This window comes from Desulfocapsa sulfexigens DSM 10523 (genome assembly GCF_000341395.1).
GTDB lineage: Bacteria > Desulfobacterota > Desulfobulbia > Desulfobulbales > Desulfocapsaceae > Desulfocapsa > Desulfocapsa sulfexigens.
This window is the reverse complement of sequence record NC_020304.1, coordinates 1906877-1928772: the sequence shown is the minus strand read 5'-3', so window position 1 is coordinate 1928772 and position 21896 is coordinate 1906877. Positions and strand designations below refer to the sequence as shown.

The 21896-nt window shown below is 45.2% G+C and carries 19 protein-coding genes; 7 read left to right on the top strand and 12 right to left on the bottom strand.

What is annotated here, in order from left to right:
- Positions 1 to 6: 6 nt before the first annotated feature.
- A complete protein-coding gene (locus UWK_RS18985; protein WP_015403972.1) occupies positions 7 to 1443 on the bottom strand; it encodes an exodeoxyribonuclease III in 1437 nt (478 codons plus the stop codon).
- Positions 1444 to 1567: 124 nt separating this feature from the next.
- On the opposite strand from UWK_RS18985, the gene UWK_RS08555 reads away from it, so the two are divergent.
- Positions 1568 to 3370: a YgiQ family radical SAM protein gene (locus UWK_RS08555; protein WP_015403971.1), complete on the top strand. Its 1803-nt coding sequence runs from the start codon at positions 1568 to 1570 to the stop codon at positions 3368 to 3370.
- A gap of 179 nt (positions 3371 to 3549) precedes the next feature.
- Here UWK_RS08555 and UWK_RS19820 read toward each other — a convergent pair whose 3' ends face one another.
- From UWK_RS19820 to efp, 3 genes are all read right to left on the bottom strand, one after another.
- A complete protein-coding gene (locus UWK_RS19820) occupies positions 3550 to 3834 on the bottom strand; it encodes a selenobacteriocin (RefSeq protein ID WP_074195169.1) in 285 nt (94 codons plus the stop codon).
- Positions 3835 to 3975: 141 nt separating this feature from the next.
- On the bottom strand, positions 3976 to 4866 hold the full coding sequence (locus tag UWK_RS08550) for an amino acid--tRNA ligase-related protein (RefSeq protein ID WP_015403969.1): 891 nt from the start codon (positions 4864 to 4866) through the stop codon (positions 3976 to 3978).
- Between the two features lie 6 nt (positions 4867 to 4872).
- Positions 4873 to 5436 carry an elongation factor P gene (gene efp, locus UWK_RS08545; protein WP_015403968.1) on the bottom strand — a complete coding sequence of 188 codons (564 nt, stop codon included), beginning with the start codon at positions 5434 to 5436 and terminating at the stop codon, positions 4873 to 4875.
- 300 nt (positions 5437 to 5736) lie between these two features.
- Between efp and UWK_RS08540 the strand changes: the two genes are divergently transcribed.
- Together UWK_RS08540 and UWK_RS08535 are read left to right on the top strand one after the other, a co-directional pair.
- Positions 5737 to 6450, top strand: a complete 714-nt coding sequence (locus UWK_RS08540) for an AzlC family ABC transporter permease (protein ID WP_015403967.1) — start codon at positions 5737 to 5739, stop codon at positions 6448 to 6450.
- A complete protein-coding gene (locus tag UWK_RS08535) occupies positions 6447 to 6773 on the top strand; it encodes an AzlD domain-containing protein (RefSeq protein ID WP_015403966.1) in 327 nt (108 codons plus the stop codon). The genes UWK_RS08540 and UWK_RS08535 overlap by 4 nt, the downstream gene beginning before the upstream one ends.
- 24 nt (positions 6774 to 6797) lie before the next feature.
- Here the strand turns inward: UWK_RS08535 and UWK_RS08530 are convergent, their stop codons facing one another.
- The 3 genes from UWK_RS08530 to lon are packed head-to-tail and all read right to left on the bottom strand — an operon-like array spanning position 6798 to position 10008.
- Positions 6798 to 7163 (bottom strand): diacylglycerol kinase, encoded by a 366-nt coding sequence (locus tag UWK_RS08530; RefSeq protein ID WP_015403965.1) that lies wholly within the window; start codon positions 7161 to 7163, stop codon positions 6798 to 6800.
- Positions 7144 to 7590 carry a DUF3465 domain-containing protein gene (locus UWK_RS08525; RefSeq protein WP_015403964.1) on the bottom strand — a complete coding sequence of 149 codons (447 nt, stop codon included), beginning with the start codon at positions 7588 to 7590 and terminating at the stop codon, positions 7144 to 7146. Before UWK_RS08525 ends, UWK_RS08530 begins: the two co-directional genes overlap by 20 nt.
- A gap of 3 nt (positions 7591 to 7593) precedes the next feature.
- Positions 7594 to 10008 carry an endopeptidase La gene (lon, locus tag UWK_RS08520; protein WP_015403963.1) on the bottom strand — a complete coding sequence of 805 codons (2415 nt, stop codon included), beginning with the start codon at positions 10006 to 10008 and terminating at the stop codon, positions 7594 to 7596.
- Between the two features lie 197 nt (positions 10009 to 10205).
- Here lon and UWK_RS08515 point away from each other — a divergent pair, with 197 nt between their 5' ends.
- The 4 genes from UWK_RS08515 (at position 10206) to UWK_RS18430 (ending at position 15926) form a co-directional block, all read left to right on the top strand.
- The gene (locus UWK_RS08515; protein WP_015403962.1) at positions 10206 to 10706 is read left to right on the top strand and encodes a metallophosphoesterase family protein; all 501 of its coding nucleotides are present in this window, start codon (positions 10206 to 10208) and stop codon (positions 10704 to 10706) included.
- 8 nt (positions 10707 to 10714) lie between these two features.
- Positions 10715 to 11218, top strand: coding sequence for an HIT family protein (locus UWK_RS08510; RefSeq protein WP_015403961.1), 504 nt, complete (start codon positions 10715 to 10717; stop codon positions 11216 to 11218).
- Entirely contained in the window at positions 11211 to 13880 is a 2670-nt protein-coding gene (mutS, locus tag UWK_RS08505) for a DNA mismatch repair protein MutS (RefSeq protein WP_015403960.1), read from the top strand. Before UWK_RS08510 ends, mutS begins: the two co-directional genes overlap by 8 nt.
- 189 nt (positions 13881 to 14069) lie before the next feature.
- The gene (locus UWK_RS18430; RefSeq protein ID WP_015403959.1) at positions 14070 to 15926 is read left to right on the top strand and encodes an N-acetylmuramoyl-L-alanine amidase; all 1857 of its coding nucleotides are present in this window, start codon (positions 14070 to 14072) and stop codon (positions 15924 to 15926) included.
- A 118-nt stretch (positions 15927 to 16044) separates the two neighbouring features.
- On the opposite strand, the gene UWK_RS08495 is transcribed toward UWK_RS18430, so the two are convergent.
- From UWK_RS08495 to atpA, 5 genes are all read right to left on the bottom strand, one after another.
- The gene (locus UWK_RS08495; RefSeq protein WP_015403958.1) at positions 16045 to 17466 is read right to left on the bottom strand and encodes an NAD(P)-dependent oxidoreductase; all 1422 of its coding nucleotides are present in this window, start codon (positions 17464 to 17466) and stop codon (positions 16045 to 16047) included.
- Positions 17467 to 17578: 112 nt separating this feature from the next.
- On the bottom strand, positions 17579 to 17992 hold the full coding sequence (locus tag UWK_RS08490) for a F0F1 ATP synthase subunit epsilon (protein ID WP_015403957.1): 414 nt from the start codon (positions 17990 to 17992) through the stop codon (positions 17579 to 17581).
- A gap of 29 nt (positions 17993 to 18021) precedes the next feature.
- Entirely contained in the window at positions 18022 to 19437 is a 1416-nt protein-coding gene (gene atpD / locus UWK_RS08485) for a F0F1 ATP synthase subunit beta (protein ID WP_015403956.1), read from the bottom strand.
- Positions 19438 to 19480: 43 nt separating this feature from the next.
- The gene (atpG, locus tag UWK_RS08480) at positions 19481 to 20353 is read right to left on the bottom strand and encodes an ATP synthase F1 subunit gamma (RefSeq protein WP_015403955.1); all 873 of its coding nucleotides are present in this window, start codon (positions 20351 to 20353) and stop codon (positions 19481 to 19483) included.
- An 18-nt stretch (positions 20354 to 20371) separates the two neighbouring features.
- A complete protein-coding gene (gene atpA, locus UWK_RS08475) occupies positions 20372 to 21895 on the bottom strand; it encodes a F0F1 ATP synthase subunit alpha (RefSeq protein WP_015403954.1) in 1524 nt (507 codons plus the stop codon).
- Between the last annotated feature and the right edge of the window lies 1 nt (position 21896).

The following is a 21896-nucleotide window of genomic DNA, read 5'->3' as shown; positions in this document are numbered from 1 at the left end:
TCTGAATTAGCGGGTGAAATCAAGTACAACTGGACAGTGATCGGACCCATGTATATGTTGCAGGATATCTACATCCACAATTCTTTTCCTGCTTTTCTTGTCCACACAGTGATAATCAATTCTCCAGCCAATATTTCGTTCCCGGGCGCGACTCCGATAGCTCCACCACGAGTACTGATCAGGTTCTTTATTTTTCATACGAAAACTATCAATCCACCCGGCAGCAGTAAAATCGTCCATCCACGCACACTCTTCTGGAGTAAATCCTGCATTTTTCCGGTTTTGACGAGGATTGGCAAGATCAATCTCTTTATGTGCCACATTAAAGTCCCCACAAATCACCACCGATTTTATGACAGCCAGCTCCTCTGCAAACTCCTGAAGACGCACATTAAAATCATGTTTAAAATCCAACCTGCTTAAATCATGTTTGGAATTTGGGAAATAACAATTGATAAAAAAGTAGTTAGAAAATTCAAGAGTTAACACCCGCCCTTCCGAGTCAAAACGGCTATCACCAATCCCCCTTATAACATTCTCGGGTTTTTCTTTAGTGTAGGTTACAACTCCTGAATAGCCCTTACGATCAGCACTGTAGAAAAAACTATGATACCCTGGAAGACTCTGCAGTTCCGTCGGTAGCTGCTCAACCGTTGCCTTGATTTCCTGCAAACCGAGGACATCCGGGGCCATCTCCACCAGGCTCTCCATAAACCCTTTCTTAAACACTGCCCGTAATCCGTTCACATTCCAGGAAACAAGACGAAGCACCTCGTTGCTTTTGCCGGTTTTCCTGGGTTTCCTTGGTTTCACCCCACGACGCAAACAGCTTTCAGCGAGTACACACCGATCACAGTGAGGCCCCACAGGTCTGCAGGTTCCCTGACCAAAGGCTACCAGTAGGGAGTTTACCAGTATCCAGTATTTTTCAGGTAGTTTTTTACGGAGGGCCATTTCGGTCTGCTCGGGCGTTTTAGTCTCAACATATCCCCATATATTCATAATTCTGTGTACATGAGTATCCACGCAGATTGCTGGAATTCCGAAAGCCTGGGCAAGCACAAGATTGGCAGTTTTTCTGCCCACCCCGGGTAGGGTTAACAATCCCTCCATGGTATTCGGTACCTTTGAGCCAAAATCAGCCGCCAGCTTATCTGGCAGGGCAGCAAGATACTTTGCCTTATTTTTATAAAAACCCACCGGAAAAATAATCTTTTCAAGAGTTGCTACATCAATTTTTGCCAGATCCTCAACGGTCCCTCCCTGCTTAAAAAGTCGCTCAGACGCCTCAGCAGTCACCTCGTCCTTGGTTCTTGCTGAAAGAATTGTCGCAACCAGTACTTTGAAAGGATCTTTAGTCTGTACCGCAATCAAATCCACAACCGGTACCTGGTAGTTTGCCACCTCTTTTCTCAAAACTTCCAGATATGTCTCTATATTCATGGCCACCTCGTAGGTAAAATAATTTTAATGTGAACCAGTTTAACGGGTTCCGATCAAGGAAACAAGGCAAGGATCATAATCCTGTTTGCACAAAGCTATTTGCACAGTTAAGATAGGAGCAACTATGAAACCAGCTGACCCAATTTCACCCTTACCAGCCACAAAAAAAGAATGTGACGCACGTGGCTGGCATGAACTTGATATCGTTCTCGTCACAGGAGACGCGTATGTGGACCATCCTTCTTTCGGAGTTGCGCTCATTGGCAGACTTCTGGAAAGTAAGGGGTACCGCGTGGCCATTCTTGCCCAGCCACGATATAGTGACAACACCGATTTTAAAATGTTTGGAAGACCACGTCTTTTCTTTGGTATTACCGGGGGAAATCTCGATTCCGTTGTAGCCAACTACACCGGTAATGGCAAAGTACGGGAAAAAGATTCTTATTCCCCGGATGGCAATCCCTGGTTTGACAAAAAGAGAGAAAAGACCTCACGACGACGGCCGGATCGAGCCTCCATGCTGTATAGCAATCTTGCCCGTTCTGCCTACAAAGATGTTCCTGTAATACTTGGTGGGGTGGAAGCATCTCTGCGTCGTTTTATTCATTACGACTATAAACAGAAGAAACTCCGCGGATCGCTCCTCAGTGATGCAAAGGCGGATTTGCTTGTCTATGGCATGGGAGAACAGGCAGTTCTTGAGATTGCAAGGCGACTGGACAAGGGGCTTGATCTCTCATCTATTGCAGGAACCTGTGAACGACTCAGCGACCAAGTGTTTCAGCAGCGCCAACATGACGAGAAGTCGAGAATTTTCCTTCCTTCCTGGCAGGAGATTCAGCAAAATGACGCCCTGTTTCTCAGAGCTGAAAAAACGATAGATGCCCAGGCAAGAAGCTATGGGGACATACAATTAATCCAAAGGCAGCAGAGCTCATGGATTATCCAGCAACCACAACCGCCACAACTGAGCACCCCGGAACTGGATAAGCTTTACGAGCTACCTTATACACGCTGTGAACACCCCGCCTTTCCGAATGTTCCTGCAGCGAGAATGATCCAGCACTCGCTCACAGCAGTTCGAGGATGTTCCGGAAACTGCTCTTTTTGTGCTATCACGCGTCATCAGGGACCTGCCATAAGCAGTCGCAGCAAAGAGTCTCTTCTTCGTGAGGCTAAAGCTGTCAGCAATATGAAAAATTTCGCAGGAACCATCACTGACATAGGCGGCCCCACCGCAAACCTCTATGGCGTTTCCTGTCGAATCGGCTCCTGTAAGAAGCACGACTGCCTCTACCCAAAGGTCTGTAAAAATCTTGAGGTGAACGAAAAAGCCTTCCTTGCTGTATTACGAGAGGTGGCAGCCCTGCCAGAGATTCGCAATGTCTTTATTTCATCTGGTCTACGCCTGGAACTCCTCTGTCTGACTCCAAAACTGTTTAAAGAGATCATCCGTACCCACACCCCGGGTATTTTAAAAATCGCCCCGGAACACACAGAGCAGGAAGTTCTCGATATCATGCACAAAGAATCCAGCGAACAGTTAGTGAGATTCCTGGAACTTGGTCGTACTCTTAGCCGTGAGCTTAACAAAGAGGCCCACTTCAGCCCCTACATTATTTCGGCCCATCCGGGATGCAAAGAATCGCACACTGCAAATATGGCCAAAACGCTGCAAAAGCTTGGCCTGGAACTGAGACAATTTCAAGACTTCACCCCAACTCCGGGGACACTGGCTACAGCCATGTATGTAACCGGTCTTCATCGTGACACAGAAAAACCTATTTTTGTTGCCCGTGGGCAATCTGAACGCATGAAACAACGGCGGATCCTGGAGCAGCACCTCCTTCCCAAAAATTCTTCCCCAAAAAATAGCGGCCACAAAAAGCAACGACCACATAAGCACTCAGTAAAGCGCCGAAAATAGCTCAATCCGTCTGAGTTTCCCGGAAACAACAAAAAAGCCGACCATGAAAACTATCATGATCGGCTTTTTTTATATCAACAGGTGCGACCAAACCTAAATACCAAGCACTTCAGTCGCTCTTTTGGGAGTACCTACTCCTTGACACCTTCGACGCTACCTGCGTCGGGTTTACTTGCGCCTCAGCCACTACCTGCTGGTTCGGGTGTTACCTCTTCTACGGCACCCTCTACAGCTTCTGCAGCTTCTCCCGCATTTTCCACATGTTCTTCGACGCTAACTGCGCCGTCTTTAGTTCCGCCTCAACCACTGCCTGGGGCAGGTTTTTCTTCAGTGCCAACTGCACTGGGCTTGGTGCCACCTCAACCGCTTGCCCCGGCACTCCCCGGAACAGCGATGCCGCCACCAGCCAACAGGCCAACGACACCGATTCCAGCAAGGATCTTTTTCAGTTCCTTTGTGTTCATGGTTCATCTCCAAATGTAAAGTAAGTCCTTTTCCCTATGAAAAAGACAAAACAGGTTCGGCCTGACAGACCGATCCTTCACTTGAGAAATTTTATCACAATCAACCGTGCAACGTCAAAGGGATTCTATTCAACAATCATCTTACATATCAAGCTCATCCGGCGAGAATGTAACCGCAGTAGCAAGACTGTCCTGACCAGCAAGAAGCATAAATAGTCTGTCAAGCCCCATGGCAATCCCTGCTGCCCTATCTATCTTTTCCAGGTCTCGCAGAAAGAATTCCGGCATTTTCCTCTGTGCTCTGTCACGGAGACCCATTTTGTTAAATTCTTCTTCAAAACGACTTCTTTGCTGCACAGAATCCGTAAGTTCGGAGAAGCCGTTGGCCAACTCGATTCCGCTCATGTACAGCTCAAACCGTTCAGCCACTTCAGGCTGACTTGCTTTAGGACGTGCAAGAGATGCTAGCTCAAGAGGATAATCATAAAGGAAGGTGGGAATATTGCCCCCTAAATGGGGCTCAATATGTTCCACCAACAGGAGATCAAAACGATCCTCCTGTAACGCCTGATTTACTGAAACCGGGCAATAGTTTTGGAATGCCTGCTCCACCGTGATACGGTCCCATTGTCCAGCGAGAGAAACAGGGAAATGGCAACCCGCCACCTCTGTCCCTAAAAACTGGAACAACTGCTCACAATCCAACATCAAATCATTGTAATCTGCGTCCAGTCGATACCACTCCAGCATCACAAACTCTTCCAGATGCAGCCTGCCATGTTCGCCATATCTGAAACAACGGCAAATCTGAAAGATCCGTTCGCAACCGGAAGCGAGCAAACGCTTCATATATAATTCCGGGGAGGATTGCAGAAAATGCGTTCCCGAAGGAACATGAGCTATGTTCTGTTCCGGGATAACAAGTGGCTGGCGAACAGGAGTATCAACTTCAAGAAACCCCAGATCCTGAAAAAAAATGCGAATTGCCTGAAAAAAGGCTGCACGAAGTTGCAGCCTCTGTTGATCAAGCACTGAATATTACTCTTTTACTCGGGTCACATATGCCCCGGTTCGGGTGTCAATCTGAATTTTGTCACCTTCAACAACAAACGGCGGAACCTGAAGGCTATAACCGGTCTCCACAGTCACAGGTTTGGTATCATTTCCAGAAGTATCACCCTTTGCCCAGGGTTCTGCCACTGTAACCATAAGGTTAACAAAAATAGGAAGTGTGACACCAATTGGTTTATTGTCAAAAAACAAAACATCCAGCTTCATGTTGTCCTGCAGAAAATTAACATTCTCACCAAGCTGCTCTCTGGTAATAAATGTCTGCTCGTAATTCTCGGTATCCATAAAGTGAAACTCATCACCCTGATTATACAGATACTCCATGTTACGCTCTTCAAGAGCCGGTTTTTCAAATTTCTCATTGGAGCGATAGGTCTGGGTGAATTGATTCCCTGTTATCATGTTGCGCATTTTGCAACGATACAGGGCCTGGCCCTTACCTGGTTTAGAGAATTCAAAATTGGTGATAATATATGGCTGACCATCAATTTGAATTTTAAGCCCTTTACGTAAATCAGAAGCTGCAAACATAATTTTTCTCCATCAATCCCCAGTCTTCTGGGAAATATTTTTTCAAAAACAACACGCGTAGATTCTTTTAACACTGGTATGCGGTAAATACTCCGGCACTCAATATGGTGCTTCCTTGAGGAGTGAAAACACCTTTACGAAACTCGTTTAAAAAAAACACATAAAAAATTTTCAGAATACCAAAAAGCTGCTACTATAGCCATGAAAACACCTCTTTGGCAACCCATAAAATATGGAACGACTAACACTCTACACGTGTTTAGCATGAAGATTAGGGCTGAAGGAAGCGCGAGGTAACAGATGACCGAACACACCCACGTCACCACCAAAAATGAATCCTGGTTTTGGGATGGAGCCACAGCATCCTGGCCCATATGCTTTGGATACATACCCATCGGCCTGGCCCTCGGAGTACTGGCCACTCAGGCAGCTATCCCTTTCTGGGCAGTGGCCATGATGTCCATACTTGTCTTTGCAGGATCTGCCCAGTTCATCTGCGTCGCAATGCTTGCAGCAGGTGCCTCGACCTGGTCCATTATCTTTACAACCTTCGTTGTCAACCTGCGCCATTTCCTTATGAGCTCTGCAGTGGCAGTACACTTGAACGGGATTCGCCGACTGTTTTTAAGCGCTTTTGCCTACGGTATCACCGATGAAAGTTTCGCTGTAAATATGACCCATTTCCGCACGGGAAACTGGGATCACAAGCGCGCCATTACCGTAAATCAACTTGCAAATACGACCTGGATCATCTCTACTGTCTGCGGAGCAGTACTTGGTCAATTCATTCCCAGGGGAGCTTTTGGCACGGATTACGCGCTCACGGCAATGTTTCTGGCTCTTTTACTCTTCCAACTTCACAATATTGTCTACGTACTCACCGGAATAGCGGCTCTTGGCATCAGTGTGGCGTGGTATCTGCTTATTCCCGGTGACAGCTACATAATAGGAGGCTCCATCACTGCTGCAACATTTGGATATTTTTTCAAACAGTATAGAGAGAAACACACATGAGTTTTCCCGACTATCTTTTCCTGTTTGCCGGGATGGGTCTTGTCACCTATCTTCCCCGCTGGTTACCGCTTTTTTTTCTGGCCCGGAGAGATCTGCCGAAATGGCTGGTTGAATGGCTAAGCCTGATCCCCGTTGCAATCCTCTGTTCCCTGCTTGCCCCAATTCTCTTCACTGATCAGGCATCCCGTTCTCTGGAGATCGGAAAACCCGAATTTCTAGTGGCCATTCCCACCCTTCTTTTTGCCGTGAAAACAAAAAGTCTTGGAGGAACTGTCCTCATTGGAATGGGACTCTATTGGATTTCTGGTTTTTTACTATCGTAAGGACACAAAAAACTTTCTTATACACTAAAATAGCAGCAGGAGTGCCCATACCAACACCACCAGCATAAGCGACAGAAAAACAGCAGCAGACCCCTGATCCTTGGCACGGCCTGAAAGATCATGCTGTTCACCACCGAACCTGTCCACCACGCTTTCAATTGCAGAATTCATGACTTCAACAATCAAAACAAGAAAGACACTACCAATAAGCAGCGCTCTTTCAGTTCCGCTATCACCAAGAAACAATCCGAGGGGAATCAGCATGGCTGCCAGAATAATTTCCACCCTGAAAGCCTCCTCTTCCCTGAAGGTTGCCTGCAAACCCTGCAAAGAAAAGCCAAAACTGTTGACAACTCTTCTTTGGAACACGCTACTGGTATGTTTTTCCATTATATCTCAACCAACCGTCTGTGTGACGGCCATCTAAATCACGATGCGTCCAATGAATAACACCACCCTGTGCTGTCCACTCATACTCACCATAGAACTCCACGGTGTCCCCTGCTTCCAGCCCTTCCAGTCTGGCCGCCACATCAATATTATGGGCCACAAGTACTGTCTGGTCAGGATCTACCTGTAAAATAAACTTTTGATGCTGCGTCCCCTCACGATCATCAGGAAGAACCTTTTTCACAATCCCACGACCCTGAATCTGTAAATCACTTTGCTGATTGGCAAAGGCTGCTTCCACTGTCGTTTCAGATCCCCCGGGAACGACAGTGGCAATGTCTGAAAAATTTTCCCCCTGCTGTGCCAGCAGGTAAATAACCAAGGCAAAGAGAGCCAGTAATATGTTATTTCTACTTGTCTTCTTCATTCCTCAGCCTTTCAATGCCGACAGGATCACCTTTGCAACCTGATCATACTTTTCAGCAAAATGCACCGTGAATCCTTCCTTAATGTAGTCGGGCAGAGTTTCAAAATCATCACGGTTCGCCTCCGGTAAGATCAATTCGTTAATACCATTTCGTTTAGACGCGATCACCTTTTCCTTAATACCTCCAACCGGGAGTACTATCCCAGTAAGGGTTAACTCTCCTGTCATTGCAAGATTCCGTTTAACCTTTTTTCCCATACCAAGGCTGAGCAAAGCAGATGCCATAGTCACACCAGCACTTGGACCATCTTTTGGCGTGGCCCCTTCAGGAACATGGAGATGAATAAAATGTTTCTTAAAAAACTCCTTATTGACTCCATACCGTGCAGCATTGGACAGCAAAAAACTGTAGGCTATTTCAGAAGATTCCCGCATTACATCACCGAGCTGCCCGGTTTGCTTAAACCCCGTACGCTCACTTGGCACAGCTGTAGCCTCCACGGCAAGAGTGACTCCGCCCAGGGCAGTCCAGGCAAGTCCTGTAATAACCCCTATGCCCTCGATGCGGGATGTCTTTTTAAAAAATGGCTTTCCTAAGAAATCTTCGATGTTGTTTACAGTTACCGAAAGAAGAAGCTCAGGATCTTCAAGAAACCGAACTACAGCTTTCCGCACAATCTTCAACAGATGCTTTTCTGTTTTACGGACGCCAGCCTCTCGAGCATATCCTTCGACAAGAAGCCTCAAGGCGGCATCACTGATCTTCAATTGTTTCTTTTTCAACCCGGCTTTTTGCAATGCCTTCGGCCAAAGATGATTCCTGGCAATAGTAATTTTTTCTTCAGTTATATATCCTGAAAGACGGATGATTTCCATCCGATCAAGCAATGGCCCGGGGATAGTGTCAAGCTGATTGGCGGTACATATAAAGAGAACCTTTGAAAGATCCACCCGGAGGTCAAGATAGTGATCCAGAAAATCAGCGTTCTGTTCGGGGTCGAGCACCTCAAGCAAGGCAGAGGCTGGATCTCCGTGGAACGAGGCGCCAATCTTATCAATTTCATCAAGCATAATCACTGGATTAGAGGTCTTCACCACCTTGAGAGCCTGCACAAACTTTCCGGGCATGGATCCAATATAGGTGCGTCGATGTCCTTTAATTTCCGCCTCATCCCGCATACCGCCAAGACTGAAGCGATAAAACTCTCTTCCCATAGCATCGGCAACAGAATGACCAATAGATGTCTTCCCGACACCTGGCGGGCCGACAAGCAGCATGATGGATCCTGCTATCTCTTTTTTATACGCTCCAACGGCCAGGAATTCTATTATTCTGTCCTTCACATCCTCAAGTCCATCATGGTCCCGATCAAGAATCTCTCTTGCTTCTTTTATTCCAAGCTTATCTCTGGAAAAAACACCCCAGGGAACAGAGGTCATCCAATCCAGATAATTCCTGGTCACCGCATATTCCTGAGATCCTTTTTCAAGAAAGCTTAATTTCTTCAGTTCATCCTCGACACGTTCGGCCACAGCCTCGGGAAGAGTCAATTTTTCGATCCGCTTTTCAAATTCTTCAGCGTCAGACTTACGATCATCCTTGGTGATACCCAGCTCCTTCTGTATGGTCTTCAACTGTTCCTTCAAAAAAAACTGTCGTTGCCGTTGCGTAATTTTGGTGTTTACATCCTTACTGATTTCACCATGAAGCTTTGTGATTTCAACCTCTTTCTGGAGCAGAGGAAATACCCGCTGCATCCGTTTCAAAATCGGCAGAGTCGCAAGAACCTTCTGCAATTCATCCCCGGTGGCCGTAGTGAGAGTTGCTGCGAAATCGGTAAGGGGGGCCGGCTCACTGGGTGAAAAATACTGCAAAGCCTGCTTCAACTCTTCGCCATGTAATGGATTGGCATGCACCAATTCTTTTACCGCTGCAATGATAGAGAGGGCGTAGGCCCTGGTCTCGATATTATTTATAGTAGTTCCCTGATCTTCATCGGGATACTCTACCTCAACCAGAAACGGAACCTTAGTATCGAGCCAGCGCTTAATACGAAAACGACGCATGCCCTGGCAGATAAAATGAATATTAGACTCTTCCATGGAGGGTTTAAGAATTTTTCCCACACACCCTATTTTGGCAAAATCCTCGGGAGCAGTATTCTGAGCAGGAATATTGCTGGTATAAACCAACCCCACCAGCTTCTGTTCAGTTTCACCAATCTTTTGTATGGTTTCCCTCCAGTACTCTCCGGATAACACAATAGGCTGAACCTGCCCCGGAAAAAACGGCCGACTGGCAATAGGAATAAGATAAAGATGTTTGGGGAAAATCTGACTTGGCAGAGCAATATCTTTATTTGCACCACCTTCATTTATCACTTCAGCTTCAACATGGTCTGCATTTTTATTTTCCATATATGATTAACTCCTGCACAGTTAGTACGAATATATTCAGAATCCTTTTTATCCAAAACAAACTTTTTAAAAGTCTATCAGGTACTGGTGAAAAAGAAAAATTTTTCAGGTGCTTCGTCACCTGCTTCACGTTATAATAATCACCACCCTGTAACTCACAAGCCGAAGGAAAACAAAAAAAAGGAGATTATTTTTCCGTGACCCGCATTGGCATTCTTTCAGACACCCACCTCACCAGCCCCTCACCATGGTTTCTACAACAAGTGCAACTCGCCTTTGGTGACTGTTCCATAATTCTCCACGCCGGTGATCTTACTGACATCTCTATTCTTACTGCCTTTGAAGGAAAAGAAGTACATGCGGTTCATGGAAACATGTGTGACACCTCCTCATACCGCACCCTCCCCACTGATAAAACAATCACTATTGAGGGATACAGTATCGGCCTTTGCCACGGTGCCGGAGTAAGACATACCATTGAAGAACGCATGTGGAGTCTCTTCCCAGTCGCTGATTGTATTGTTTATGGTCATACCCATATCGCCGTAAATCATCGCCTGGCCAAGACACTCTTTGTCAATCCCGGTTCCTTCTCAAACAGTGGTCGTTATGGAGCTCCTGGAAGTTATGCTATTCTCACCATCGACGAAAAGGGCTTAAATGCTTCCCTTCATCGGCTAGCCGACCCGTGGTTATGAGAACACTTATGGCGCCCTGGCGCATGGAGCATGTCCAAGGAAAAACAGCCAAAATTACTGGTTGTCTCTTTGAACCACCGGGCACAGCCTCTTTCGACAGGGAATCGTTGTTGCTCTATCGGGACCAGAAAGACATCGTTCTCCTAAACAGATACCCATACAGCAATGGCCATCTATTAATTGCACCAACGAGACACATTGCCTGTATCACCGAATTGAACAAGTCCGAACGAGACTCCCTCATGGCCATGGTTTCAGAGGCCACCCAAATACTCCGTGAGTTTTTACATCCAGATGGCCTCAACATTGGGTGCAATCTTGGCAGTGTTGCAGGAGCTGGTATTGCAGATCACCTCCATTTTCATATTGTTCCACGCTGGGAAGGAGATCACAACTTTATGACGGTACTTGCAGATGTTCGCTCAATTCCTGAGCATCTCCAGACTACATTTGACAAACTTCTCCCCCCTTTTCAGAAACTTCTTAAAGACACAACAGGAAACAATGACTAAAGCTCCAAAAATCACTCCCATGCTCCAACAGTACCTTGAAATCAAGGAGCAATATCAAGATGCTATTCTCTTTTACAGGATGGGCGATTTTTATGAAATGTTTTTTGAAGATGCTGCGGTTGCTTCAAAAATTCTCGGAATAACCCTGACATCGCGAAACAGTAAAGACGCTACCAATAAAGTTCCCATGTGTGGCATTCCCTATCATGCAGCAAGCGGATACCTTGCGAAACTTGTTAAGGCAGGACGCCGTGTTGCAATCTGTGAACAAACAGAAAATCCCAGTGAAGCCAAGGGCATAGTGCGCCGTGAAGTAGTTCGTGTCGTCTCCCCTGGGGTGGTAGTAGATTCCGGAATTCTTGATGACAAGGACAACCTCTATGTTGCTGCAATCTGCTGTAAAGGTAAAGGAAATGACACTCTTTACGGAATCAGTTTTCTTGATCTCAGTACAGGTGCATTTCTCTTAGGTGAATTTCTAGACACTACCAACAATGGTGAAAGCATCCTCGACCAGCTCACCCGCATGACACCTGCAGAATTGCTGGTAAATGAAAACGACCTCGATCTCATTGGAGGTCTGGTCGATACAGCCACCACCCTTCTTCCCGGCTTATGTGTCACCCAGCGCCCTGCAACTCAGTTTCATTTTTCAAGCTGTGAAGAGCTTCTCATTGAACATTTTAAGGTAAACAATTTAGCGGGATTTGGCTGCAACACATTAAAACAGGGAGTCATTGCAGCCGGAGTCCTCCTTGACTATGTCATTGAAACGCAGAAAAGTGACATCAGCCATATAGAGAAACTCACTCCAATTGATCTTGAGCTTATCCTTCAGATTGACGACTCATCCAGAAGAAACCTTGAACTCACCCAGACAATTATAGGGTCTCAGCGTGAGGGCTCCCTCCTTTCTGTTCTTGACCACAGCTGCACACCGATGGGTGCCAGAATGCTCAAGCAGGAAATTCTCTTTCCCCTTCAGAACGTTGAACGCATTAACGCACGTCTTGGTGCTGTACGGTTTCTTTATGGCCACACAGCCATCCGCAATACCTTCCGGGAACTTCTCACCACCATCTATGACGTTGAACGACTAAACAGTCGTATGGTCCTGGGAAACGGAAATGGTCGTGACATGCTTGCGTTAAAACAATCTCTTGCGAAACTCCCTGCCATCAGGGAACTGCTACTCCAATGTGATGCAGAGCATATACGGAAAATTGGAGAAGACCTGGATGTTCTTGCAGATCTCCACCAACTCCTCGAAAACACCATTCATGAAGAAGCCCCCATCACCCTCAGGGAAGGACGATTGATAAAGGAAGGGTACAACGAAGAACTCGACGAACTGATGCATATTCAGCGCCACGGCAGACAACTTATCCTTGATCTCGAAAGTCAGGAGCGCAACGCCACGGGTATAGCAAAACTTAAAGTCGGATTTAATAAGGTCTTTGGCTATTTCATCGAAGTAAGCCGACTCCAGTCCGCCAATGTCCCCGATACCTATATTCGAAAACAAACCCTTGTCAACGCAGAACGCTTTATCACACCTGAACTCAAGGAGTTTGAAACAAAGGTGCTTGGTGCTCAGGATAGACGGCTCGAACTCGAATACCAACTCTTCGTTGAAATTCGCTCCCAACTCGCCAGCGAAAGTTCACGGCTATTAAAAAGTGGCGCATTACTCGCCAAAACTGATTTTCTAGTCTGCCTTGCCGAGGTTGCTCACCTTTATCGCTACAAGTGCCCAGAAGTTAACAACGGCGATTCTATCGACATCATTGAGGGGAGACATCCTGTCATTGAACGATCTCTCCCGAATGGCAAATTTGTCCCCAATGATGTACACCTTGATCAGGAAACAGAAGAAGTGCTTATTATAACCGGTCCCAATATGGCTGGAAAATCCACCATCCTCCGTCAAACAGCACTCATTGTCCTTATGGCACAAATGGGTTCCTTTGTTCCAGCAAAAGAAGCTTCCATTGGTGTCGTTGACAGGATCTTTACTCGAGTCGGAGCCATGGATGATCTCAGACGTGGTCAGTCAACGTTTATGGTTGAGATGAACGAAACCGCCAATATTCTCAACAATGCTACCGAAAAAAGCCTGGTCATTCTTGATGAAATCGGCCGAGGCACCTCAACTTTTGATGGCCTCTCCATAGCGTGGGCAGTAGCAGAGGATCTTGTTCAAAAAAACAATAAAGGCGTCAAAACCCTCTTTGCTACACATTATCACGAGCTCACCGACCTTGCCAGGACCGAGGAAAGGGTCCGAAACTACTCCATTGCAGTTCGTGAATGGAACGACACCATTATCTTTCTCCACAAACTTGTGAAAGGTGGAACCAATCGTTCCTATGGTATTCAGGTTGCTGGCCTTGCCGGAGTCCCAGAGCGTGTCGTCAGGCGTGCTGGAGAGATTCTTAAAAACATTGAACAAGGAGAATTCAATCACGACGGGACACCAAGCATCGCTAAAAGTTCTAATCCCCGAAAACCCCGTGGTAAAAAACATCCTAACCAGTTATCTCTCTTCCCTCCAGCTCAACAGGATCCATTACGTACACTGCTCCAAAATATTAGCGTCGACGACCTCAGCCCCCGTCAGGCGCTTGATCTTATCTACGAACTTATGAAGCACCTGAAGTAATACGACTCTTAATTTTTTTCAATCCCTTATTTTATTGACCTTTTCAGAGCTTATATGCATATTTTCTTTTGCCTTCAGGATATCTTTTAGGTATACTCCCGTAAATATAGCAAATGATATCAATTATTTCGATTTATGCTGATTAACATTCATACCCGACGAGACCACCCAGGCACCTAACAGCAAGTAATGGTTAAACTTTTCATATCTTTCTTTCTTTTACTTTTCTTCAGCTATTTTCTATCTGCAGGTTTGTCTCCAGCAGCCGAGATTGAGCCAGATTCCTCTGATTTTTCCAATCTCGAAAAACGTTACCAGCAGGCAAAATTTTATTACAACGAGCTTCATACCAACAGTACATTAGGTACTTCTCGCGATAACTGGTTAAACGGGGTACGAAATTTCAGGAAAATTTATCTAAGCAGTCCAAAATCCTATTTTGCAGCACCAAGTCTCTATATGCTCGGCCGGATGTACGCCAAAATGTATCGTCGTTTTAACAACGAATTGGATCTTCAGGAATCACTATCCTATTATTCTGATGTCTCTGATCTGTTCCCAAAGAACAGTCTTGCTGACGATGCACTCCTTGCCGTTGGAAACCTTTATCTGAATAAAAAAAATGACCCTCAAAAGGCTGCGGTTCATTACACCAGAATTATAGCAGATTATCGAAATGGTGATATGTACAGTCACGCATCCGATAAACTCAAAATGATTTCCCAGGAACACAACATCCCCTTACCCGATGCCATGCTTAAGAGCACCTATCTGGGGAACCTTAACTACGTGCTCCCTGTAAAATATTGGTCTAATAATAACTACACTCGTGTTGTTATTAATGCATCCGGCCCAGTCCGATATCAGGAGACACTTTTAGAAAAAAACGGCACTAAACCAAGAAGATTGTATCTTGATTTTCAACAATCTTATATAGAACCAAAATATCGAGCACCTGTTCCCATTGAAGATGGTCTCCTAAAGCAAATCAGAACCGGTCAGTTCACTCCTGAAGTTGTTCGTGTGGTCCTGGATATAGAATCTATCTCAGACTACAAGATATTCAGTCTGCCGGATCCCTTTCGCGTGGTTATTGATGTTCGAGGTGAAGCGTCAAATGCAACTACCAAGCCTGCTAAAAACATTCCGAAACCACCAGTTCAGGTTGCATCAGAGATACCCTCCAGTAGTATTGAAGACAGTACTGTAGAACAAATTACCATTCTAGAAGATTTTAAAAAGATCAGAGTAAACGCCACCAAAGAAATCGCCGCTTCAGAAAACACTATAGAAAAGGCCAGCCCAAAAAAGAATGTTGAGGAGATAGCTGAAAAGCAACTTTCACTAGCTCAACAACTCGGACTTGGAGTAAGGAAAATAATTATTGATCCTGGACATGGCGGTAAAGATCCCGGTGCCTCAGCTTTTGGTTTAAAAGAAAAAAATATTGTCCTCGAAATCGCTCAAAAACTCGCTCCTATTTTATCTAAAGAAACAGGCGCAGAGGTTATTCTCACCCGTGATACCGATGTCTTTATTCCACTTGAAGAACGAACTGCAATTGCCAACACCAACGAGGCAGATCTTTTTATTTCCCTTCACATCAATGCCCATCATTCCCCGAAGGTTCATGGTTTGGAAACCTACTACCTTAATCTTTCTACAAATGCCGAGGCTATGCGGGTTGCAGCCTTTGAGAATGCCACATCAACTCACCAGATGAGTGACCTACAGGATATTCTTTCTGATATTCTAAAGAATTCGAAAATAAACGAATCCTCAAGACTTGCAGGATTTGTTCATAATTCATTGTGTAACGGGATGGAGGGTCAGCAAAAGAAGAAGTTCAAGGATCTTGGTGTCAAACAGGCACCATTTTATGTCTTGATTGGTGCTGAAATGCCAGCCATTCTGATAGAAGTCGCTTTCATTACAAACCCCAAGGAATCAAAAAACCTCAGTACAGATACATTTCTAAATATGATCGCCGAAGATATCGTCTCAGGCGTACAGAGTTATATCCATTCCACTGCAGCAAGCCTTTAGAAAAACTGATTCAGTAATACGACAAGGCCTTAAATTCCAATGGAATGTAAGGCCTTTGACACAGATCAGATCAACCCGCTGAAAGAATACAGAACCATATTTCTGATCAGTTACTGAGTTACCAATCAATTTGATCACATAAGAATTCTCTATCTTCTTTGAGATCCTGACCATTAATATACCGTTCTATCGATTCCGCAGCGACTTTTCCCTGGTATACAGCTTTAGCAACTGTTTGAGGTCCTAGAACATTGTCACCACCAGCAAACATATATTCCAACGACGTCTGCAGTGTTCTGGCGTCAGTGTCGAAGGTACCCCATGACATGAGTTCTACATCTGTTCCGGTAATAGCAGTATGCTCAACATTCTGACTGATAGCAGGAACAATAGAGTCTGCCTCGATCATAAAATTAGAATTTTCCTGGACAACAGGACGACGCCGACCTGAATCATCGGGTTCACCGAGTTCCATTCTAACGCATTCAACTTTAGTCAGTTTACCATTCTCAGAATGTATTTTTACTGGAGCAGCAAGAAATTCAATGCGAACCCCTTCCTCTTCAAGGTGATGAATTTCGGCTGAAGATGCAGGCATCTCTTCACGGGATCGTCTATAGAGAATAAAAACATCTGTAGAACCAAGACGTAACGAGGTTCGGGCGACATCAATGGCAACATTTCCACCACCAACAACCACCACTTTCTTTCCAAGATCTAGCTTTTCACCTAAATTTACACGTCGCAGATAATCTACTCCATGAAAAACACCGGCTGTTGTTTCTTCATCATCAAGCCCCAGCTTTCTACTGGCATGGGCGCCAACACCATTAAAAATGGCATCGAATCCTTCGGCTCTGAGATCGGCAATGGTTTTATCTCTGCCAATAACGACGTTGGTATGAAGAGTGACCCCACAATGCTTTAAAGCATCAATTTCTGCATTTATGATATCTCGTGGGAGGCGAAATGGAGGGATGCCTACGGTAAGCATACCGCCATACACTGGCAATGCTTCAAAAATTGTACAGGGAATTCCCTTATGGGCAAGCCAGTAGGCAACTGTCATTCCTGCAGGTCCTGAGCCAATAATAGCGACCTTCTTATCACCAGGAATAGCACATGCAGTCTCCATTGGTTTCTTATTCTCTACCATCCAATCAACAATAAATCTTTCAAGCATACCAATAGCAACAGATTGTCCTTTTCCTTTGCCACGTACACAAAACCCTTCACATTGAAATTCGTGGGGACAGACTCTGGAGCAAATCGCAGGCATGGATGAGGTCTCACGAATAGTCCAGTATGCTTCTTCAAACTTCTTTTCACGCAGATGCTTAATAAATCCTGGTATATTATTATGAATAGGACAGCCATTCATGCAGGTAGGTTTTTTGCACTGGAGACAGCGCTCTGCTTCAAGAATAGCTGTAAACTCACTGTATCCAGAAACAATTTCATCAAAATTCTTCACACGCTTAGCTGGAGACGTTTCAACTGGCATCTGTCGTGCTATGCCCATGCGTTCCTTGGCTTTCATACATACTCCTCAAAAAGATAGATTATCAATATCAAATAAACTGATACAAAAAAGGTAAAAAAAAAGGTCGCCCAAAAAGGACGACCTTCTAATATTACTATAGATTACTTAATCAAGCAATCTTAGATGCTTTGATTCGTGCAAGTGCGCGCTGCAGAGCCGCCTCGGCCCTGACCTGATTAAACTGATCATCATGCGCAGCAGCCTGAGCAAGGCGTTTTTCAGCCCTCTCTTTTGCCTTCATAGCCCTATCTACATCAATACTACTACCACTTTCGGCACTCTCAACAAGAAAAGTAATTTTATTATTGGAGACTTCAGAGAAGCCGCCACTAATCATAAGACTTTTCCTGTTATTACCCTGTGCATAGGTCAGGATCCCGATTTTAATAGTAGAAAGAAAAGGAGCATGATTGGCCAACACACCAAAGTCACCACCATATCCAGGTGCATTAACGATATCCACATCCTCGCTAACCACAGCCCCGGCAGGAGTTACTACTTCTAAATGTATTTGTTGTGCCATTGTATATCCTCGTATGCTTGTCAGTTAGTTTATGCGTTGGCTTTTGCTTCTTTTTCAAGAGCTTCAGCAATTGAACCAACCATGTAAACTGAGTTTTCAGACATTTCATCATGTTTGCCTTCAAGAATTTCCTTGAATCCGGCAACAGTGTCTTCAACGGCCACAAATTTACCTGCCATACCAGTAAAAACCTCAGCAACTGTAAAAGGCTGAGAGAGGAAACGCTGAATCTTACGAGCACGTCCTACAAGAATCTGATCATCTTCTGAAAGTTCGTCCATACCAAGAATAGCGATAATATCCTGAAGATCTTTGTACTTCTGCAGGGAAATCTGAACACCACGAGCAACATCATAATGTTCCTGGCCAACTACGTTGGGGTCAAGGATACGAGAAGTTGAATCAAGTGGATCAACAGCAGGGTAAATACCAAGCTCAGCGATCTGACGAGAAAGAACAACGGTTCCGTCAAGATGAGCAAATGTTGTGGCAGGAGCCGGATCTGTCAAGTCATCTGCAGGTACATAAACACACTGTACAGCAGTAATAGATCCTTTATTAGTAGATGTAATGCGTTCCTGAAGTCCACCTAAGTCTGTTGCAAGTGTAGGCTGATAACCAACAGCTGAAGGAATACGACCAAGAAGGGCGGAAACCTCAGAACCAGCCTGAGTGAAACGGAAGATATTATCTACGAAAAAGAGAACGTCCTGTCCCTCTTCATCACGGAAATACTCTGCAGCAGTAAGGCCTGTAAGAGCAACTCGAGAACGAGCTCCTGGAGGTTCAGTCATCTGACCGTAAACAAGAGCGGCTTTTGGCAGTACTCCAGACTCTTTCATTTCGTTGTACAGATCGTTTCCTTCACGAGTACGCTCACCAACACCACAGAATACAGAAATTCCACCATGATGCATGGCGATGTTATTAACCATCTCCATCATAATAACGGTTTTTCCACAACCAGCACCGCCGAACAGACCCATTTTTCCACCCATAGGGAATGGGACAAGAAGATCAATTACCTTAATACCAGTTGCAAGAACACGAACTTCAGTGTCAAGATCTGTGAAAGCAGGTGCCTCACGATGTATAGGCATTTTTTTGGTGTCATCAATAGCGCCTAAACCATCAACTGGCCGTCCGACTACATTCATGATACGACCAAGGGCAGGCTGCCCTACAGGAATAGTAATAGGCAGTTCACTGTCACGGGCTTCCATGCCACGAACCAGACCATCGGTTGCATCCATGGCAATACAGCGGACAGCATTATCACCAAGATGCTGGGCAACTTCGATTACCAGATTGTCAGCATCATCATTAATGCCTGGGTTGGATACAAAAAGTGCATCCAGAATTCTTGGTAGTTTACCAGCTTCAAATTCAACATCGACAACTGGTCCAATGACTCTTGTAATTTTTCCTACGTTTTGCTCACTCATCGGGATATCTCCCTCCTCAAAGTATTATATTTGCGTATGGTTATTATCCCTTAAGGGCTTCGGCGCCGCCAACAATATCCATCAGCTCACCGGTAACAGCAGCCTGCCTTGCTTTGTTGTACACAAGGGTGAGGTCGCTTACAATATCCTTACATGCGTTAGTAGCGTTATCCATGGAAGTCATTCTTGCTGCATGTTCGGAAGCACCGACTTCAAGCATGGCATGATAAATTATGACATTCAGGTACAGAGGCTGCATAACATCCATGATTTCTTCGGTTGAAGGCTCATAGATATAGTCTCCTGCCTGTTTTTTAATCTCCTCACCTTCTGTTTCGATTGGAGTGATGGGGAGCATCTCCTGAACGACTGGTCGCTGAATGGCTACAGATTGAAAACTTCCATAAATAACTTCAACTTTATCAGCAGCGCCACTGAGGAAATTAGTTGCTACATCCTGAGCGATCTCTCTGGCATTGAACATCTGAAAATCAGACATGATATCAACAAAACGAGTCCGAACCTTTCCCGTTTTTTTCAGAGACTGATTTCCTTTTTTTCCTACACAGACAACACTAACCGTCTTCCCCTGAGCCTCATACTCATCAATCTTTTTATAGGCGAGTTTCAGTATGTTTGAATTAAAGGATCCACACAATCCCCGATCCGATGTTATAACGACAAGTTCCACGGTTTTAACATCACGCACATCCATCAGAGGAAACGCGTCGGTATTTCCACCACCCGAAAGATTGGACATGGCCTCATTAAACTTGTCGGCATAGGGACGGAAATTCTCCATCTTCTCCTGTGCACCACGAAGCTTAGCAGAAGCGACCATGTTCATGGCCGATGTTATCTGTGCCGTCTTCTTGACACCAACTATCTTATTTTGAACGTCTTTTAAACTAGGCATATCAAGCGTTCTCCTCTATTATTTGAGGCCCTTGGTTGCCTTAAAAGTTTCACCGAAAGCATCAAGTGCTTTATTCAGCTTTTCTTTAATGGCATCAGTGAATTCTTCCTGCTCTTTCAGGTCTGCAAAGATAGAGGCATCATTGGACTCAATATAGCTGAACATCTCATCCTCGTAATCCCTCATAGTGTCAATAGGAAGCTTATCAAGATAGCCATTGGCACCTGCATAAAGGATGGTAACCTGTTTTTCCATGGTAAGTGGTGCGTACTGTGGTTGTTTTAAGATTTCAACCAGACGTTCACCACGAGTCAACTGTGCTTGAGTCTTAGCATCAAGATCAGATCCAAATGCAGCAAAAGCAGCCAACTCACGATACTGAGCAAGGTCTAGGCGAAGTGTACCAGCAACCTGTTTCATCGCTTTCACCTGTGCGGCACCACCAACACGAGATACGGACAGACCTACGTTAATGGCAGGACGAACACCTGAGAAGAACAGGTTAGGCTCGAGATATACCTGGCCATCTGTGATGGAAATAACGTTCGTAGGAATGAAAGCAGAAACGTCACCAGCCTGGGTCTCAATAATTGGAAGTGCAGTCAAAGATCCGGCACCAAGTTCATCAGAAACCTTGGATGAACGCTCAAGGAGACGGGAATGGTTGAAGAAAATATCTCCAGGATATGCCTCACGTCCTGGTGGACGACGAAGAAGCAGTGAAAGTTCACGATAGGCAACGGCCTGTTTTGACAAATCATCATAGACGATAAGTGCATGCTGGCCATTATCACGGAAATACTCACCCATGGAAGTTCCGGCAAATGGTGCAATGTACTGCATAGGAGCTGGATCAGAGGCACATGCAGCAACTACGGTGGTGTATTCCATTGCACCGTGTTTTCTTAGGGCCTCAACAATAAGTGCTACGGTTGATTTTTTCTGACCAACAGCCACATAAATACAATGAACGTCTGTATGTTTTTGGGCGATAATAGCATCAACACAAAGGGCAGTTTTTCCAATCTGCCTGTCACCAATAACAAGCTCACGCTGTCCACGTCCTACTGGAGTCATGGCATCAACGGCCTTAGCACCAGTGTAACATGGCTCATGTACACCTTTACGGGCAATAACACCAGGGGCCAGAACTTCTATTTTGGAACTCAGCTTTGCATTAATAGCACCCTGCCCATCAATTGGGAAACCGATACCATCAACAACACGACCTTCCATCTCCGGTCCAACAGGAACCTCTGCGATTTTCCCGGTACGCTTTACAAGGTCACCTTCTTTAATTTTGGTAACCGAACCAAGGACTGCACAACCTACGTTGTCTTCCTCAAGGTTGAGAGCCAGACCCATGATTCCACCAGGGAATTCAAGAAGTTCCATGGCCATACAATTTTGGACTCCGTAAACACGTGCAATACCATCACCAACGGAGATGACGGTACCGGTCTCATTCAGGTCAATACTGGTTTCGTACTCACCAATCTGATCTTTTATAATCTGACTGATTTCTTCGGCTTTGATTTGCATT

What these genes read in the sequence shown, in the direction of transcription:
- UWK_RS18985 (WP_015403972.1), bottom strand. Translation starts at nt 1,443, where the DNA reads ATGAATATAGAGACATATCTGGAAGTTTTGAGAAAAGAGGTGGCAAAC.
- UWK_RS08555 (WP_015403971.1), top strand. Translation starts at nt 1,568, where the DNA reads ATGAAACCAGCTGACCCAATTTCACCCTTACCAGCCACAAAAAAAGAA.
- efp (WP_015403968.1), bottom strand. Translation starts at nt 5,436, where the DNA reads ATGTTTGCAGCTTCTGATTTACGTAAAGGGCTTAAAATTCAAATTGAT.
- UWK_RS08540 (WP_015403967.1), top strand. Translation starts at nt 5,737, where the DNA reads ATGACCGAACACACCCACGTCACCACCAAAAATGAATCCTGGTTTTGG.
- UWK_RS08535 (WP_015403966.1), top strand. Translation starts at nt 6,447, where the DNA reads ATGAGTTTTCCCGACTATCTTTTCCTGTTTGCCGGGATGGGTCTTGTC.
- UWK_RS08530 (WP_015403965.1), bottom strand. Translation starts at nt 7,163, where the DNA reads ATGGAAAAACATACCAGTAGCGTGTTCCAAAGAAGAGTTGTCAACAGT.
- UWK_RS08525 (WP_015403964.1), bottom strand. Translation starts at nt 7,590, where the DNA reads ATGAAGAAGACAAGTAGAAATAACATATTACTGGCTCTCTTTGCCTTG.
- lon (WP_015403963.1), bottom strand. Translation starts at nt 10,008, where the DNA reads ATGGAAAATAAAAATGCAGACCATGTTGAAGCTGAAGTGATAAATGAA.
- UWK_RS08510 (WP_015403961.1), top strand. Translation starts at nt 10,715, where the DNA reads ATGGCGCCCTGGCGCATGGAGCATGTCCAAGGAAAAACAGCCAAAATT.
- mutS (WP_015403960.1), top strand. Translation starts at nt 11,211, where the DNA reads ATGACTAAAGCTCCAAAAATCACTCCCATGCTCCAACAGTACCTTGAA.
- UWK_RS18430 (WP_015403959.1), top strand. Translation starts at nt 14,070, where the DNA reads ATGGTTAAACTTTTCATATCTTTCTTTCTTTTACTTTTCTTCAGCTAT.
- UWK_RS08495 (WP_015403958.1), bottom strand. Translation starts at nt 17,466, where the DNA reads ATGAAAGCCAAGGAACGCATGGGCATAGCACGACAGATGCCAGTTGAA.
- UWK_RS08490 (WP_015403957.1), bottom strand. Translation starts at nt 17,992, where the DNA reads ATGGCACAACAAATACATTTAGAAGTAGTAACTCCTGCCGGGGCTGTG.
- atpD (WP_015403956.1), bottom strand. Translation starts at nt 19,437, where the DNA reads ATGAGTGAGCAAAACGTAGGAAAAATTACAAGAGTCATTGGACCAGTT.
- atpG (WP_015403955.1), bottom strand. Translation starts at nt 20,353, where the DNA reads ATGCCTAGTTTAAAAGACGTTCAAAATAAGATAGTTGGTGTCAAGAAG.
- atpA (WP_015403954.1), bottom strand. Translation starts at nt 21,895, where the DNA reads ATGCAAATCAAAGCCGAAGAAATCAGTCAGATTATAAAAGATCAGATT.